Origin of the sequence: Mesorhizobium sp. M1252 (assembly GCF_040318265.1) — a bacterium.
Classification (GTDB): Bacteria; Pseudomonadota; Alphaproteobacteria; order Rhizobiales; family Rhizobiaceae; genus Mesorhizobium.
Genome location: NZ_JAMYLX010000020.1, coordinates 38,035 through 52,992 on the forward strand (window position 1 = coordinate 38,035; position 14,958 = coordinate 52,992).

Sequence of the window (14,958 nt, forward strand, 5' to 3'; positions counted from 1 at the left end):
GACGCCCTTCACTGCTCACCACTCACTACTCACTACTGCCCATTACCATTCACAATTCACCGCCATGCTCGAAAATTTCAGCTTCCGCACCATCATCGAATATCTGCCTTTGTTCGGGCAGGGTCTGATCACGACCGTATGGCTGTCGGCGCTGTCCTTTGCGGGCGCGCTGGCCGTCGGCATCGTGCTCGCCGCCATGAACCTGCAGCGCGGCCAGCTGTTTCGCGTGCTGGCCAAGGGCTATATCGATGCCGTGCGCGCCACGCCGTTGCTGGCGCAGCTCTACTTCCTCTATTTCGGCCTGCCGCGTCTCGGCTTCGTCCTGCCCGAGCTGGTCGTCGGCATCATCGCTCTGTCGCTGAACAGCGGCGCCTATGTCGCGGAAATCATCCGCGCCGGCATCCTGTCGATCCCGCGCGGCCAGGTCGAGGCCGGCGTCGCCTCGGGGATGACCTATGTCCAGCGCATGCGCCTGGTCATCCTGCCGCAAGCCTTCAAGGTGACGATCCCGCCGCTGCTCGGCCAGGCGATCGTGCTGGTCAAGGATTCCGCGCTTTTGTCGCTGATCTCGGTTTCCGAACTGACGCGCGCCGGCCAGTTGCTGGCGTCCGACCGCTTCATGCCGGCGGAAGGTTTCATCACCATCGCCGCTTTCTATCTGCTGCTCTATTACGGCCTCAAAGGACTGGCGGGGCTGTCCAGTCGCTGGCTCGGTCTGCAGCCGGCAAGGAGCAGCACATGATCTGGCAACAGCTGCAAAGCCTGGCCGGCAGCTACCCCCTCGCCTTGCGCGGCCTTGGCATGACCGTGATGCTGTCGGCGATCAGCCTGGTGCTGGGCACGCTGCTTGGTTTCGGCCTCGGCATATTGCGCACCGGCGGCAACCGGCTGATCTCGAGCGTGATCGGCGCCTGGGTCGACCTGATCCGCGGCACGCCGTTCCTGGTGCAGATCTTCCTGATCTTCTTCATCCTGCCGGAATTCGGCATCGAGCTCGATGCCTTCACCGCCGGCATCATCGCGCTCACCAACCTCGCCGCGTGCTTCATCTGCGAGATCGTCGCCGCCGGCATCCGCTCGGTGCCGACCGGCCAGGTCGAGGCAGCTCTGGCGTCCGGCCTGTCGCGCTGGCAACGCATGCGCCAGGTGGTGCTGCCGCAGGCGATGCGCATCGTGCTGCCGCCGCTGGTCGGGCAATATGTACTGTTGATCAAGGATTCTTCCGTCGTCTCGGCGATCGGGCTGACCGACCTCACCCGCGTCGGCTGGCTTGTGGTGCAGCGTGTGCCCAACGGCCTGCTGGTCTTCTTCCTGGTCGGCGTCGGCTATTTCGTCGTCTGCTATCCGCTGATCATGCTCGCCCGCCGGCTGGAGCGCCGCATGGGCGCGGGGCATGGCGAGGTGCAGCTGTGACATCGAACCCAAAGGGCTGACCGCCATGACCAATCCAAGCCCGACCAAGACAAACCTGACCAAAACGGGCATGATCGACTTTCGCGGCGTCAACAAATGGTTCGGCTCGCTCAATGTGCTGAAGGACATCACGCTCAGCGTCGAGCCGCGCGAAGTGGTCGTCGTCTGCGGCCCAAGTGGTTCGGGCAAGTCGACGCTGATCCGCTGCATCAACGGCCTGGAAGCGATCAAGGATGGCGACCTCGTCGTCGACGGCCAGCGCCTCGGCGACCCCGCCACCAACATGACGCAGCTGCGCACCGAGATCGGCTTCGTCTTCCAGTCGTTCAACCTCTACCCGCACAAGACGGCGCTGGAAAACGTCACGCTGGCGCCGATCCATGTGCGCAAGATCCCCCGCGCCGAGGCCGAGCAGGCCGGGCGCGACTTGCTGGCCAAGGTCGGCCTCGCCGACAAGGTCAACGCCTACCCGTCACAGCTGTCCGGCGGCCAGCAGCAGCGTGTGGCCATCGCGCGCTGCCTCGGCATGCGCCCCAAGATCATGCTGTTTGACGAACCGACCTCGGCGCTCGATCCCGAGATGATTTCCGAAGTGCTCGACGTCATGGTCGCGGTGGCCGAGGAAGGCATGACCATGATGGTGGTAACGCACGAAATGGGCTTTGCCCGCAAGGTGGCGCAGCGCGTGGTGTTCATGGACTCCGGCGCCATCGTCGAAAGCGGCACGCCGGAAGCGTTTTTCTCCGACCCGAAGACCGACCGCAGCCGGGCTTTTCTAAGCAAGATTCTAAGGCATTAGAGCTTAGCCAAAGCCGGTCGTCCGAAAGGCCGCGGGGCAGGAACTGTCGACGCACAGCGCCAAACAACGAGCCGCCGGTAGAGTGGATCGGCTACGTTTAGGTCTCCGGCTACGCCTCTGGGACCTTCCACGTGCCGTCCAGAACCTTCGCGCGTGGTCGATAGAGCCGTACCATCCAGTTCCAGCCGGGCCACCATCGGCTGTACGGTCAAGCCACCGGCGCCGCGCCGCGCCGCTCGAGCGCGGTCCTGCGGATGATTTCCGCGATTTCCGGGCTGCTGCTGCACAGCATCTGGAAATCCGCCGCGTGCAGCGACAGGAGTGAGACAGAAGTTGCGGCAGTGACGGTCGCCATACGCGGTTCGCCGCTGATCAGCGCCATCTCGCCGAAGAAGGCGCCAGGGCCAAGCTCCACCGGGTTCGGCGTCGCGACGCTGACGCGGCCCTCCACGACGAAGAACATCCGATCGCCGGTCTCGCCGCTGCGGCAGATCACGGCGCCCGCCGGCACCGTGCGGGGTCTTAACGCGCGCACGATCTCGACCAGCGTGGCCGGGCCAAGCTTCTGAAACAACGGAACGCCGGCAATCAATTGCCAATTGCGGACGAAATCCTCGCGACGGACTTCTTGATAAAAGCCGGAGGCAAGAATGCCGGCCCAGAGCCCGAAGATGCCGATGCCACACATCATGACAGCCCCGGCAAGAACGCGGCCGGCGAAGCTTTGCGGAATGTCGTCGCCATAGCCGGTAGTGGACAGCGTGACCACCGCCCACCACATTGTCTCGGGGATGCTGCCGAACTTTTCCGGTTGGACGTCGCGCTCGATGACATAGGCCGCAAGTGCGACACCGAACAGAACCAGGCCGAAGACCGTGGTGACGCCGACCAGGTTGCGCGCTTCGTTGGCCAGAACCCTGCCAAGCAGCGGGAAGAACGTCGAGTCGCGCAGCGGCTTCAGCAGCCAGACAGCACAGTAGAGGCTGCGGTCGGGCGTGCCGTCGAGCAGGAATGCGGCGAGTGGAACCAAAACCGCGAGCACATCGATTGCGATTGCCGGCGTCCTGTCCCGAAGGTCTCCCGCCCAGCGCTTGAGCAGGGTCTCGGCCATCTGCAGAAGATAGGCGGCCCAAATGACAGCGAGCACGGCAGCCAGAGCCAGTCTGCTTCGTCCGGACATGTTCGGCATCGTGAGCGCAGCCACCGCCAGAAGCCCAGGCGCAGCGAGCACCGCATTTAGCGGTGCGTAGATTCTCAGAAAAGGCAGTACCGACATTCTATCCCACCAGCGGCCACTGTGCTCCAGAATAGAGGCCTTCCGGGCAAGCGCAAAGGGTGCTTTGCGATCGCAAGATCAGGTCACGCCAATGGCTTTCGGGCGCCGCTATCGGCGCTCCACGGTCGCACCGCAGGCGACGGATCAGCTCGGGAGCCGCCACATTCGCACGCGACCCGCACCGCGCAATTCCGTTTCCTCGAGTGGGTCGCAAGCAAATTTCGGTCCAAGCAGTTGGCAAGTTGCATCGGAAATACGGATTTCATCGGGCTCCGCGGACGTTTGAATACGTGAGGCGAGATTAACGGTCTCACCCCACAGGTCGTAGGCGAACCGCCTCTTGCCTATGACGCCGGCGACGATCGGTCCTGAGTGAATTCCAATTCTCAGCCTTATCGGTTCTCCTGCGAAGCGTTCCCGCTTGACCGCTTTGCGCAGCTCAATCGCATAGCGCGTGAGGGCCTTTGCATGATCGGATCGCGCCGTGGGCAGGCCGGCGACCACCATCACACAATCGCCAATTGTTTTGATCTTTTCGCAGCCGTATCGCTCAGAGAGCCGATCCGCCGCCTTGAAGAAGTAGTTTAAAATAGCGAGCGTCGTCACCGCTCCGACGCTGCGCGCTCGTTCCGTAAAACCGACGATGTCGGCAAAAAGCACACTCACCTCTGCGTGGTTGTCGGCAATTTTCTTTTGCGCTTTCAATCGCTCCGCGATCGACGCCGGGAGAATGTTGAGGAGCAGGTTTTCGGCGCGCTGGTATTCACGCGCCAATCCCTCCTGGCTCTTTCTCAGTGCCTCGTTCGTCGATTGCAATTTTTCGTTGAGTTGACGCTCCCTCTCTTGCAGGAGCGTCATTTCATAGGCCTTCTGTTGAAGCCGCTGCCTGTTGTCTCGTTCGGCAGTGGCGTCTAGAAAAAGCAGCCACACGAACGCATTGTCAGCAAAAAAATGGAGGTCGGCGACACGCCCGCCGGGCAGTTCAACCATATCCATGCGAAACGGAAGCTCCGGGCAAGGCAGCAAACCTTCCATGAATTCAAGCTGCTCCGCAACAGGCTTGCCGATGCGAAGCGATGACAGCCCGTAATGTTCAACATTACCGCCCTTGGCAGCTATGCAAAGCTCAGCGTCGATTTTCAGATAAGCGACAGCGTGCCCGTCGAAGAAGAAATTGAAAAACCAATTTCTGACTTCTTTTGGCAATTCATGCATGGTCTATTTGGTGACCATCAAGGCAAGTTGACGAAAGGCGTCATCGACCTGCTCGCCCGAAAGCGCACTTGTTAGATAGATTTGCCATCCACGTTGCCTCAACTCGTTGATCTCACCATCCGATATCGCCCACCGATCGGCCAGATCGGACTTGTTGAACAGCAATACGAACGGCATGGCGCCGAATTCGGCCTCGACCCGTTCGCGCAGCGTGAGTGCCACGGCAAGAGTAGCAGCGCGGGTTCCATCGACGACTAGCACGAGCCCGGTTGCACCTCGAACATAGCTGACGCGGAATGAGCCGATATCGTCCTCGCCGGCCAAATCCCACAAAATCAGATCCACGGTTTTGTCCGGGAGCGCGACGCTTTTCTTGTCGATTTTCACTCCGACGGTGGTCAAGTAGGTTTCTGAGAAGATGCTCTGCACAAACCTGCGGACCAGACTCGTCTTTCCGACGGCGAAGCCGCCCAGCATGCAGATCTTTTTTTGCAACATGTTGGGCTCCGCTAGTCCAGGTTTACCGTAATCGAAACCCGGCGATTGGTGGAGCTACCGGTTAGACTGTTTTCAGGTACAGCCGGCTCAAAAGTGCCCGCGCCCCGAACCAGCAGCAGTTCGGGAGCAACGCCGCGCTTGTTGAGAAGCGCACGAACTGTCTCGGCGCGGGCGGCGCTGATCGACGCGTTGGCCGTCTCACGGCCCGTGGTGTCCGAATGCCCGGTCAACATGAACCGCGCCGTTACGCCGGAATTGCGGGCACTCTGGGCGAATTCCTTTATTTGATCCGCCAACCTGTCGAGAACCGGCGTCTGCTCCGGTCCCGGCACAACCTTGCCGGAAGAGAAGAAAATATCGGTCGTCTGGATCGCCTGCCTCAAATGATTAAGTTCTGCGAGGTTCAGCTCACGCAGCTGCGAGACATCCAGAACCACTCCGTCCGCCGAAAGTTGTTCAGCGGCGGCCCGCGCGCGGTTGATCCAGCCGGCAGGAGCCTCACCCACGGCCACAATGCGACCCTGGATGATCGAGAGCTGAACGGTTTTCGGCGGGGACAGCGCCGCCGTCAGCCGCTTCACCACAAACTTCGGATCAAGGCTCTGATAGAATTGCCACTGTGCATGAACGCGGGCAGGATCAACGTCCGTTCCGGACAGCAGGGCTTGCGGGTCGGCGGCAAGCGGGTCTCTCAAGCCGGAAATATAGAAATGTCCGCCCCTCGCCGTTTGTTGGGCGACGATGATTCCCGGTTGGGCCTCAAGTCGCGACACATAATACTGCCAGTGCTCCGCCGCGCGTGCTTCGGGGCTCACGTCACGAACCTTGGAGATGTCGAATTCGGGTCCGCCTGCCGAAAGCTGCCGGGCCGCCGCGCGCGCGCGATCGATCCAGGTGTCGGGAGCCTCACCCTCGGCAACGATGCGATCATCGACGATCGAAAGTCGTACTGTTTCCGGCGGATACAGTGACGCCGTCAGCCGCTTCAGCACGAACTCCGGCTCAAGGCTCTGATAGAACTGCCACTGCGCATGAACCCGGGCGGGATCGACCTCTGTTCCCGACAACAGCGACTGCGGATCGGCGCCAAGCGGGTCTCGCAGGCCGGCAATATAGAATTGGCCGTCGCTTATCTTTTGGTCTGCAACGATGATGCCCGGCTGGGTCTCCAGTCGCGACACATAGGCGTGCCAGCGCTCCGCCTCGCGCACTTGGGGACTTACGTCACGAACCCCCGAGATATCGAAGACCGGCCCGCCTGCCGAAAGCTGCTGGGCCGCCGCGCGCGCCCGGCTGATCCAGGTGTCGGGAGCCTCACCCTCGGCGACGATGCGGCCATCGACAATCGAAAGTCGCACTGAATCCGGCGGAGCCAGCGACGCCGTCAGCCGCTTCAGCACGAACTCCGGCTCAAGGCTCTGATAAAATTGCCATTGCGAATGAACCCCGGCCGGATCGACTCCCGTGCCTGACAACAGCGACTGCGGGTCGACGGCAAGCGGGTCCCTCAGGCCGGCAATATAGAACTGGCCATCGCGTACCTGCTGTTCGGCAACGATGATGCCCGGCTGGGCCTCCACTCGCGACACGTAAGCCTGCCAGCGCGACACGTAAGCCTGCCAGCGCTGCGCTGATTGCCAGGAAAGAAAGTACCAACCGCCTGCCAGACTCAAAAGCAGCAGGGCAACGGCCGCCACCAGCCACGGAAATCCGTCGTTTGATTCCTCCTGCTTCAGCTCGACGCAGGTCTGCAACTGCGCCTCTACGCTGGCCAGCTGCGAACCGTCGCCGTCAAACTGCTCTAAGGCCTGTGAGCTTTCCTCATGGATGCGAAGCAACACATCGCGAACGATTTCATGCAATTCCTCCGGCGGATTTCCCCGGATCACCGAAACCAGGGTCGCAAACGGTCCAACTTCCGACCAGAGACGAAGCTCGCCGAAACGGATTGTGTCCAGGCCGCTCTGCTCTTTCTCGTTAAATGAGTCTTTTACAAAATCCTGAATCGCACTGAGCATCGAAGAAATGAGCTGAGGATCTTCGCTCGTTGCATTGTCGGCCGTTACATGCGTTATCAAAAGGCCGGAATTCCGATGAATGAGAAACGCATGTTCCACACGGTAGACAAGGGAATGCTTCAGAACAACTGCCGAGAAGCTTGCCCCTGTTCTCCAGGCTTCAAGTCTCCACTTGAGCCCGTGCCAGGTGAATATGTGCCTTAGAGTTTCATTCAGCGACTGAAAGGTCTGGTCGATCTTTTCGCCGATTGACTTGCGAATTGCCGGCAGAAACACCGGGTACAATATGTCCGTCAGCGTGCGCGGGCTCTTCTGGATCGACCGTTGCACAGCCCGTTCGACAGCTGGCGCAAGCGCCTCGCCGAGTTGCGCGTAAGGCGCTCGTCCGGCAGCACTGGGAAGAACGTCGCCCACGGCCGCCGCAAGCTGCTCGGGTTCGTCGAGCAGATGCGTGACGCGTGAAAGCTCGGAGATTTCGCGGCTGACCAGCAACTGCCGCAGCGTTTCCATGCGCGGATCGGCGGTTGGAACCGCCTCGAACTGCGCACGGTAGTCCGGATCAACGTTCCGGGCAATTTCGATCAAAAGACGAGCCAGAGCCTCGCGATCAATCTCTGTATCGTTCGAGGCTGTTCTTTGCGGAAGGTTGAATGGGTCGACGGTGGACGTCAAGGTCCCATCAACTCACTTTCCAGCTACGGTCCGAGTTGCTCTTGCTCCCGACGGGATCCTGATTGAGACACTTTGCAACCTCGACAAACAGGCCAGCCAAAAGATTTCGGTCGGTCTTGACGTTGCTGAGGTCGGCAAACATCTTCTCGATCAGCATCTGAACGCCTTCATTCTTCTGCTTGATTTCCTCACGCAGCAAATGATCGTTTCGATTTATCCGGTCCGAAACATCGCGCTCGAGCGCGCTTAACTGATCCGACAACGTGCGCACCTGCTTTTCAAGAGCCTGGTTTTGCTCGCGAAGATTCCGGTCGATCTCCTTGTCGGCATCGGCTCGTGAATCTTTTTCGCTCCGCAATTGCCCTGCAAGCGAATCGATCTGCTTCTTTGCATTCGACTCGTACATTTCGAGATTGCGCTTGGCCTCGGATTCAACATCCTTGAAGCGCTGCAACACCCGTTCTTCAAGCTTGGAAAAGCGGCGGTCATAGTCCTGCATCTGGTTGCCGAACAGCAGGTCACGGATCTTGTCGACACCGACGGCGTCGCCGGCGGTTCCGTTTTCGCGGGCCTGAACTCCCATGAAGTTCAGCCCGTTTCCTTCTGTGTTACCTATCAGATTTACGTCCGCCTTCTTTTCTGAAGAAGCGGAATTCGAAGATTCCTTAGCCATCCATATACCCCCATTGAACACATGCCGTCAGGTAAGCATGTCAGCAATCGGGCCGCAAGCCGGATTCGTCTTGACTTATGCCTATTCATGGGGCAGCCGAGCGCGATGGCTAACGGCCCGGCAATGGCAATCAGGGGCGATGCCCTCTTGAAGGCGCGGAGCGTGCGGACGGTTCCGGGTATCCAAAAAGCGGCCTTCAGTCGAACGTCGCCAGCGGCTCGGCATTGATCTCGACCCACTCACAGCGACGGCTTTCGTGGTAAAAAGACTGGAAGGGCGGCGGAAACGACGGGTCGGCGAAGGCGCCGACGGGAATGGCGATCACACCGGGCTGCGTGTCGATGCGATAGTGGACGGCGGCGCCGCACTCCGGACAGAAATTGTAGATGACGCGGCCGCCCTCGTCGCCGGCGCGCGTGAACTGCTTCGCCCGCCCCTCGATCGATACATCAGCTTGCGCAAACCGGACATTGTAGCTGAAGGCGCTGCCGGTGCGGCGCTTGCAGTCGAGGCAATGGCAGACCGAGATGCGCACCGGCTCGCCCGAACAGACGGCTGAAAGCTGGCCGCAGAGACATTGCGCGCGGCGCGTGACCATTGTTTCTTCCTCCCCTTCACATCACTGCGTATCGGTGCTGGCCCTCAGTTCCGTCCGCTTCTGTTCCGAAACCATGGCTAGATCCAGCACCTTCTGCAGTTCGGCGGCATGGTGGAATGAAGGCTCGGCCTGCACGCCGCTGCGAACCGCATCGACGAAGCGCTGGTAATTGGTCGGCACCGTGCCGGCGTCGAGCACCTGCCATTTGGCGTTCTCGATATCCTCGCCGACACACGCCTTCAGTTCCGAACCCTCGAGATTGTGCACGACTTCGATGCCGCCCTTGTCGCCATAGATGCGCAGGCGCAATTCGTTGATGTGGCCGGTCGCCCAGCGGCTGGCGTGAACGACGCCAAAGGCGCCGTTGGAGAAATCCAGCGTCATGGCGAAGCTGTCATTGGCGTCGAGGTCGTATTCGCCGATGCGGTTGCCTGGCGCCTTGTCGAAGGTGCGCAGCCGGCAAAACACGTGGTCGATGTCGAGTGCGGCGCCATAGCTGGCGAAATCGAGGATGTGGATGCCGACATCGCCGAGCACGCCGTTGGAGCCGTGGTCGCGCGACAGCCGCCACAGCCATTTCGGGTCGGTGCGCCAGTCGCCCCAGAATTTCGAGACCAGCCAGCTCTGCAGATAGGAGGACTCGACGTGGCGGACGGTGCCGATCTCGCCGACCAGCACCATCTGCCGCGCCTTCTGCAAGGCAGCGACATTGCGATAGGTGAGATTGACCATGTTGACGATGCCGGCCGCCTCAGCCGCTTTGGCCATCTCGCTTGCCTTGCCGAAGTCTTCGGCCAGCGGCTTTTCGCACAGCACCGGCTTGCCGGCCGCGATCAACGCCATGGTGGTCGGGTGGTGAATGCGGTCCGGCGTGACGTTGGCGACCGCATCGAACTCGCCCCACGCCAGCGCGTCTTCCAGCGATGTGAATCGCTTCGGTATCTTGAACCCGTCGGCGAATTCGCCCACGCGCTTTTCATCGACGTCGACAGCACCGACGATCTCGACGCCGTCGATGCCGCCGAAACGGCGGGCATGCTCCTGCGCCATCCAGCCGGTACCCAGTATCAAAAGCCGCATTCTCTGCACTCCGAGCGAATTGGTTCGATTCAATCATATGGCGCAGATACGGTCTAGGAAACCCATGCGGAAAACCGCTACGCCTTTTTTCCTGGATTTTGCTTTAGCGGAAGCCGGCCTCGCCCGAAGCGTGCAGCTTGCCGCCGCGCTCGACGATCGGCTCCAGCGCCTTCTCGACCGGCACGTTCGGCGCCTCGAGGATCGCCGACTTGGTGCCCTGCGGATTGTGCGCCCACTTCACCGCATTGCGCAGCACCTTGTGCACATTGGCGTCGTGATAGGTCGGATAGGTCTCGTGGCCCGGGCGGAAGTAGAAGACATTGCCGGCGCCGCGGCGATAGGTCAGCCCAGAACGGAACACCTCGCCGCCCTGGAACCAGGAGATGAAGACGGTCTCCAGAGGTTCGGGCACGACGAACTGCTCGCCATACATTTCTTCATTCTCGAGCTCGAAATATTCGCCGACGCCCTCGGCGATCGGATGGCTGGGACTGGTCACCCAAAGCCGCTCGCGCTCGCCCGCCTCGCGCCATTTCAGCGTGCAGGGCGTGCCCATCAGCCGCTTGAAGATTTTCGAGAAATGGCCGGAATGGAGAACGATCAGCCCCATCCCCTCCCAAACGCGGCGGGCGACGCGCTCGACGATCTCGTCGGCCACCGCGCCATGATCCTTGTGGCCCCACCAGACCAGCACGTCGGTCTCGGCCAGACGGTCGGCCGGCAGGCCGTGCTCCGGCTGCTCGAGCGTGGCGGTCGAGGCGGAGATCGCCTTGTCGGCATTCAGCGCCTTGGCGATGGTCGTGTGCATGCCCTCGGGATAGAGGGCTGCGACCACCTCATTGGTCCGCTCATGGATGTTCTCGCCCCAAACGACAGCGCGTATTGTCATGGATGTCCTCGTGGTGAAGCCGACCCGCAGGGGTCACTCATAGTCTGCCTGGGGGTGAAAAGGGAATAGGCAGTGGGGAATAGGCAATAGGGGCAGAAAAACAAGGAACAGGCGATGGACGCTCCTGGGCCCTACTGCCTACTGCCTACTGCCTACTGCCTACTGCCTACTGCCTACTGCCTACTGCCTACTGCCTTACGCTCCCCGGCCTTCCTGAGCGACCCGCGTCAGCGGCTTGGTCAGGCGCGGCACGACGACGAGGCGCTTGATCTTGCCCTTCTTGTAGGCGGCAAGGAAGCGGGCGTAGTCCTTGAAGACGACGCAGCCATTGGATTCCGCACGGCCGCCGCGCAGCATGTAGGTGTGGGCGAGCAGGCCGTCGCGGCCGTATTTATTGCCGCCGCTGACGGGAGTGAGACGGAGCGCCTCGACGCCATGGAAGCGGGATTCGCGCAGTCGCAGATCATAGGTGTTGGGCGGCGTCGGGCCGACATTCTTCTTGTGCACGAAGCGCGGCTGGTCGACCATCGAACCCAGCCCCGAATGGGCCTCCAGCCGCGAGCCGTCCGGCATATAGACGGTCTTGGCCGAGATATCGTACACGGCGACGCCGCCGCCCATTCCGGGCGTGGCGAACAGATCCTTGAAGGCGCGACCGACACCGCCCGCCGGGACGTCCGGCTTGGCATAGGCCAGCATCTCGCCGGCCTGTGTCTTCGACCGTTTGCCAGGCTTGATCCGGCTTGATTGGATGCTCTGGCTGTCTGGCACGCCAGGCAGTGCGGCGACCTCCGAAGTACTGCGTGGCGAGCGCGGCGACGAATTGCCCGGCGACTGGGGTGCGGGGCTCTCGGGCGTCCTGTCGGTCTGTGGCTTGGCTGCCCTGGGCTTGCTGGCTTGCCGAGCCTCGGCAGGCTGAGCGGTTTCGGCGCGTGGACGCCAACCGGGCAACGCAATGTTGTCGGGCAGATCGTCCTGCGGCGGCAGCGAAGCGACCTGAACCTCGGCCTGCTCAGGATCCTGCCCTCCGGCGATTGCTTCAACGGCCGGCGGCGGGGCCAGCATGTCAGCGTCTTCCGGCAAGCTGTTGGCCAGCGCCAGCGCCAGGCGCGATGAGCGTTCGATCTCAGCCACTTCCGGCCCAAAGCGTTCCGAGGCCGGGCCATGCTGATCGGGCAGCCGGACTTCGGCGAAACGGGCAGCGACCGGAAGGCTGGCAAGCATGAAGGGCGCATTCGAGGCCTTGGCGAAGGCGGCAGCCAGCTTTTGCGGCGACAGCTCTGCCTTGGCCACCACGCCGTCGAAGCGCATGCCGCGCGAAGTGGCGAGAGCGACGCTGGTGTTTGGCGCAATGTTTGAGGCGACACTGCTCGGGGCCACAGCGTGCGCGGCCGGCTTCAGCCGCGCCATCTTGCCGTCATGCGCGAAGTTCGCGGCGGCATGCGCGCAGCCGGCGTCGCATTGGCTGAGCAGCGAGGCCTGTGATTTTTGCGCCGAAAGCCGAGGCGCCCACGAATTGGCGAGGCTGCGGCGCGAATCGGCAAGTGCTGCGTTCGGCAGAAGCAGACTGTGCGGAAGGCTGTTGGAGGCTGCGGTGAGCGAGGTACCGAGCGAACAGAGGCCGGCCATAGTTGCCACCGACCACAGCGCCAAGGCCGCGCCGACAACCGGCACCACCACCCAGCGCTGGCCGGATCTCTTCGAAGTCAAACCCCGTTCAGGAGTATCGCCCCGGTCTTTCAAACGCAAAAACGCCATACAACCACTCTCAATCGGCATGCAGGCTTGCGACCCTCGCATCCGTGACATCCACAGTTCGCTGGTGCCCCCTGCACCTTTCGCGTCTGTTGCCGATTGAATCAAAAGATGGACAAAGTTGGTTAACCAATCCCTCCATCAGCCACCGATTATGCGGCGCCTGATACGAAAAAAAGAGCACTCCATGGTCTGCGCCACGGTAGAATGCTCTCCCTCACCCCCGCCTTGCTGCCCGTTTTTGCGATCCAAGTCAAGGAAACGCTGCGTCAGCCTGCTGCAAGCCTGTGCTGATTGCCCGCTGATCGGCCTTCTCAATCAGTTGACCTTCCGGCGGCTGGAAGGTCTATCTGCTCAGAGACGGAGACCTCCGGCGACGGAAATTTACCGATGAGAACCGGCATCACGACCGAAGAATCCGACTGCAGGTCGAACCCCTGCTGCGGCTGGCTGAGCACGGATGGATGGGGCAAGGACATGGCGCCGTGAGATGGACTGTGAAAGCGGCGCTGCTGTGGCTGGTCTGTGCCCTTACGGTGGGCGCCTCCGTCGGCAGCGGACCGATCGTCACGGCCCGCCAGGCGTCGATGAAGGAGATGGCGGCGGCTGCGAAAACCATTGCCGGCATGTTCGACCGCAGGCAAGCCTATGACGCGGCAGCCTTCAAGGCGGCAGCGGACACGCTGCGCGCGCGCACCCGCCCTGCCCTGATTGCCGAATTTCCGAGCGGCTCGCTTGGACCGCCTTCGCAGGCCAGGCTGGAGATCGATCAGTCACGGGCCGAATTCGAGGCCCTGGCAAATCATATCGGAACGCTGGCCGACGCTCTGGCCGCCAAGGCCGAAAGCGCGCCGGCCGTCATCACCGATGACATGCGCATGGGCACCGGCCTGGCGATGGGCGGCGGCAGCCTGCTCGGCAGCGGCCGAGCGCCGTTGAAGTCGATCCGACCAAACTGCCGGCGGAGCATATCCTGCATCTCATCCTGCAGGATTGCTCGACCTGTCATTCGAAATTCCGGCAAAAGGTACAGTGAAGCAACATTATCCGGCGGAGCATTTCCTTGCTGGCCTGCGCCACAGCCACTTTGCATACAAGTAAATTCGTTTGTGCTAATATATCGAGGATCGTGCATATCCATGCATGACGAGCATCGGGAGGATGCAATGAAAACCATGAATCGCAGGTCTGCAATTGCCCTCGGTCTGACGACCGCCGCGGTAGCGCCTTTGTTCACCTTGGCGGCATCGGCAAAAATCAAGAAATACGGCCCGAAAGAGGGCAAGGAGATTGCGCCCGGTGTCAGGGTGGTGGAGGTCGGCACCGGCAATGCAGACATTCCCGCCTACAAGAGCATCGCAATTATCGACGTTGTGTTTCAGCCCGGAGCACATGCTCCTCAAACCGTGATGGACAACGACATGGTGTGCACCATTACCTCAGGTGCATTCACGATCAAGAAAGCGGACAAGGAATTCAAGCTCAAGACGGGTGATATGTACACCTGCTCCAAGGGCAAGACCGATGAAGCGACGAATACAAGCAAGGAGGTCGGCGTGCATCGCATCGCCGTATTGATACCCGCATAGCAGATGGAACTCCGGCCGGACCACGCCGTCGCGAGTCCGGCCGGCCAGACGAGGCGATCTCGTTCCGTCGTCAGCGCGGCCATCTCACGCCAGCCACTCCCTGATCGCCGGGCGGGCGGGAACGGCGCGCATGTGGTCTTCGCGCTATGGCTTTGGGCATGATCTTTTGGGGAAGCTGGCTTCGTTTCAAAATCAACGGCTAGGTCGAATGGCTGATCAATCAGCGCATCCACGTGGCCAATACGGAGATCGAAAACCGCACGAGTTTTGCCGGCCACCAGGCGGTGTTCGAGGCGATCGAGCGCCGCGACCCGGAAGCGGCCGGCCAAGCGATGCGGGCGCATCTGGAAAACGCCCGGCGCAAGTTCAATTCAGGTTCGGGCAGATTGGACTAGCCGGCAGACGCGGCAGCGCTCTGGAGCAAAGCAAAAAGCCCGCCGTTCAAAGCCGGCGGGCTCCCTTCAATCATACAGCGCGATCCGG

General features: G+C 61.4%; 14 protein-coding genes. 5 read left to right on the forward strand and 9 right to left on the reverse strand.

Annotation, left to right across the window (positions count from 1 at the left end; translation table 11 throughout):
- Positions 1 to 64: 64 nt before the first annotated feature.
- The 3 genes from NKH22_RS27700 to NKH22_RS27710 all read left to right on the forward strand — a co-directional run bounded on the left by NKH22_RS27700 (position 65) and on the right by NKH22_RS27710 (position 2,212).
- Positions 65 to 742, forward strand: coding sequence for an amino acid ABC transporter permease (locus NKH22_RS27700; protein WP_023693902.1), 678 nt, complete (start codon positions 65 to 67; stop codon positions 740 to 742).
- On the forward strand, positions 739 to 1,413 hold the full coding sequence (locus tag NKH22_RS27705) for an amino acid ABC transporter permease (RefSeq protein WP_023821289.1): 675 nt from the start codon (positions 739 to 741) through the stop codon (positions 1,411 to 1,413). Before NKH22_RS27700 ends, NKH22_RS27705 begins: the two co-directional genes overlap by 4 nt.
- Before the next feature lie 70 nt (positions 1,414 to 1,483).
- Positions 1,484 to 2,212 (forward strand): amino acid ABC transporter ATP-binding protein, encoded by a 729-nt coding sequence (locus tag NKH22_RS27710; RefSeq protein ID WP_352911870.1) that lies wholly within the window; start codon positions 1,484 to 1,486, stop codon positions 2,210 to 2,212.
- Positions 2,213 to 2,420: 208 nt separating this feature from the next.
- On the opposite strand, the gene NKH22_RS27715 is transcribed toward NKH22_RS27710, so the two are convergent.
- The 9 genes from NKH22_RS27715 to NKH22_RS27755 all read right to left on the reverse strand — a co-directional run bounded on the left by NKH22_RS27715 (position 2,421) and on the right by NKH22_RS27755 (position 12,889).
- Entirely contained in the window at positions 2,421 to 3,488 is a 1,068-nt protein-coding gene (locus tag NKH22_RS27715; RefSeq protein ID WP_023693904.1) for a cyclic nucleotide-gated potassium channel, read from the reverse strand.
- A 144-nt stretch (positions 3,489 to 3,632) separates the two neighbouring features.
- The gene (locus NKH22_RS27720) at positions 3,633 to 4,703 is read right to left on the reverse strand and encodes an adenylate/guanylate cyclase domain-containing protein (RefSeq protein WP_023821290.1); all 1,071 of its coding nucleotides are present in this window, start codon (positions 4,701 to 4,703) and stop codon (positions 3,633 to 3,635) included.
- Positions 4,704 to 4,706: 3 nt separating this feature from the next.
- Entirely contained in the window at positions 4,707 to 5,201 is a 495-nt protein-coding gene (locus NKH22_RS27725; protein ID WP_023670316.1) for a Rab family GTPase, read from the reverse strand.
- An 11-nt stretch (positions 5,202 to 5,212) separates the two neighbouring features.
- Positions 5,213 to 7,891 carry an OmpA family protein gene (locus tag NKH22_RS27730; RefSeq protein ID WP_031197149.1) on the reverse strand — a complete coding sequence of 893 codons (2,679 nt, stop codon included), beginning with the start codon at positions 7,889 to 7,891 and terminating at the stop codon, positions 5,213 to 5,215.
- Positions 7,892 to 7,898: 7 nt separating this feature from the next.
- A complete protein-coding gene (locus tag NKH22_RS27735; RefSeq protein WP_023670314.1) occupies positions 7,899 to 8,564 on the reverse strand; it encodes a hypothetical protein in 666 nt (221 codons plus the stop codon).
- A gap of 196 nt (positions 8,565 to 8,760) precedes the next feature.
- Positions 8,761 to 9,162: a GFA family protein gene (locus NKH22_RS27740; protein ID WP_023715108.1), complete on the reverse strand. Its 402-nt coding sequence runs from the start codon at positions 9,160 to 9,162 to the stop codon at positions 8,761 to 8,763.
- 21 nt (positions 9,163 to 9,183) lie between these two features.
- On the reverse strand, positions 9,184 to 10,242 hold the full coding sequence (locus NKH22_RS27745) for a Gfo/Idh/MocA family protein (protein ID WP_352911850.1): 1,059 nt from the start codon (positions 10,240 to 10,242) through the stop codon (positions 9,184 to 9,186).
- 103 nt (positions 10,243 to 10,345) lie between these two features.
- A complete protein-coding gene (locus NKH22_RS27750) occupies positions 10,346 to 11,131 on the reverse strand; it encodes a ThuA domain-containing protein (protein ID WP_352911853.1) in 786 nt (261 codons plus the stop codon).
- 195 nt (positions 11,132 to 11,326) lie between these two features.
- Positions 11,327 to 12,889 carry a DUF2778 domain-containing protein gene (locus tag NKH22_RS27755; RefSeq protein WP_502908607.1) on the reverse strand — a complete coding sequence of 521 codons (1,563 nt, stop codon included), beginning with the start codon at positions 12,887 to 12,889 and terminating at the stop codon, positions 11,327 to 11,329.
- A gap of 494 nt (positions 12,890 to 13,383) precedes the next feature.
- Here NKH22_RS27755 and NKH22_RS27760 point away from each other — a divergent pair, with 494 nt between their 5' ends.
- Both NKH22_RS27760 and NKH22_RS27765 read left to right on the forward strand, forming a co-directional pair.
- Positions 13,384 to 14,475 carry a cytochrome c gene (locus NKH22_RS27760; RefSeq protein WP_352911859.1) on the forward strand — a complete coding sequence of 364 codons (1,092 nt, stop codon included), beginning with the start codon at positions 13,384 to 13,386 and terminating at the stop codon, positions 14,473 to 14,475.
- A 233-nt stretch (positions 14,476 to 14,708) separates the two neighbouring features.
- The gene (locus NKH22_RS27765; protein WP_023752549.1) at positions 14,709 to 14,870 is read left to right on the forward strand and encodes an FCD domain-containing protein; all 162 of its coding nucleotides are present in this window, start codon (positions 14,709 to 14,711) and stop codon (positions 14,868 to 14,870) included.
- The last annotated feature ends 88 nt before the right edge of the window (positions 14,871 to 14,958 follow it).

Bases quoted from the DNA above. Each gene is read 5' to 3' on its own strand.
- NKH22_RS27745 (WP_352911850.1), bottom strand. From the start codon at position 10,242: ATGCGGCTTTTGATACTGGGTACCGGCTGGATGGCGCAGGAGCATGCC.
- NKH22_RS27735 (WP_023670314.1), bottom strand. From the start codon at position 8,564: ATGGCTAAGGAATCTTCGAATTCCGCTTCTTCAGAAAAGAAGGCGGAC.
- NKH22_RS27700 (WP_023693902.1), top strand. From the start codon at position 65: ATGCTCGAAAATTTCAGCTTCCGCACCATCATCGAATATCTGCCTTTG.
- NKH22_RS27720 (WP_023821290.1), bottom strand. From the start codon at position 4,703: ATGCATGAATTGCCAAAAGAAGTCAGAAATTGGTTTTTCAATTTCTTC.
- NKH22_RS27755 (WP_502908607.1), bottom strand. From the start codon at position 12,889: ATGGCGTTTTTGCGTTTGAAAGACCGGGGCGATACTCCTGAACGGGGT.
- NKH22_RS27715 (WP_023693904.1), bottom strand. From the start codon at position 3,488: ATGTCGGTACTGCCTTTTCTGAGAATCTACGCACCGCTAAATGCGGTG.
- NKH22_RS27705 (WP_023821289.1), top strand. From the start codon at position 739: ATGATCTGGCAACAGCTGCAAAGCCTGGCCGGCAGCTACCCCCTCGCC.
- NKH22_RS27740 (WP_023715108.1), bottom strand. From the start codon at position 9,162: ATGGTCACGCGCCGCGCGCAATGTCTCTGCGGCCAGCTTTCAGCCGTC.
- NKH22_RS27725 (WP_023670316.1), bottom strand. From the start codon at position 5,201: ATGTTGCAAAAAAAGATCTGCATGCTGGGCGGCTTCGCCGTCGGAAAG.
- NKH22_RS27750 (WP_352911853.1), bottom strand. From the start codon at position 11,131: ATGACAATACGCGCTGTCGTTTGGGGCGAGAACATCCATGAGCGGACC.
- NKH22_RS27710 (WP_352911870.1), top strand. From the start codon at position 1,484: ATGATCGACTTTCGCGGCGTCAACAAATGGTTCGGCTCGCTCAATGTG.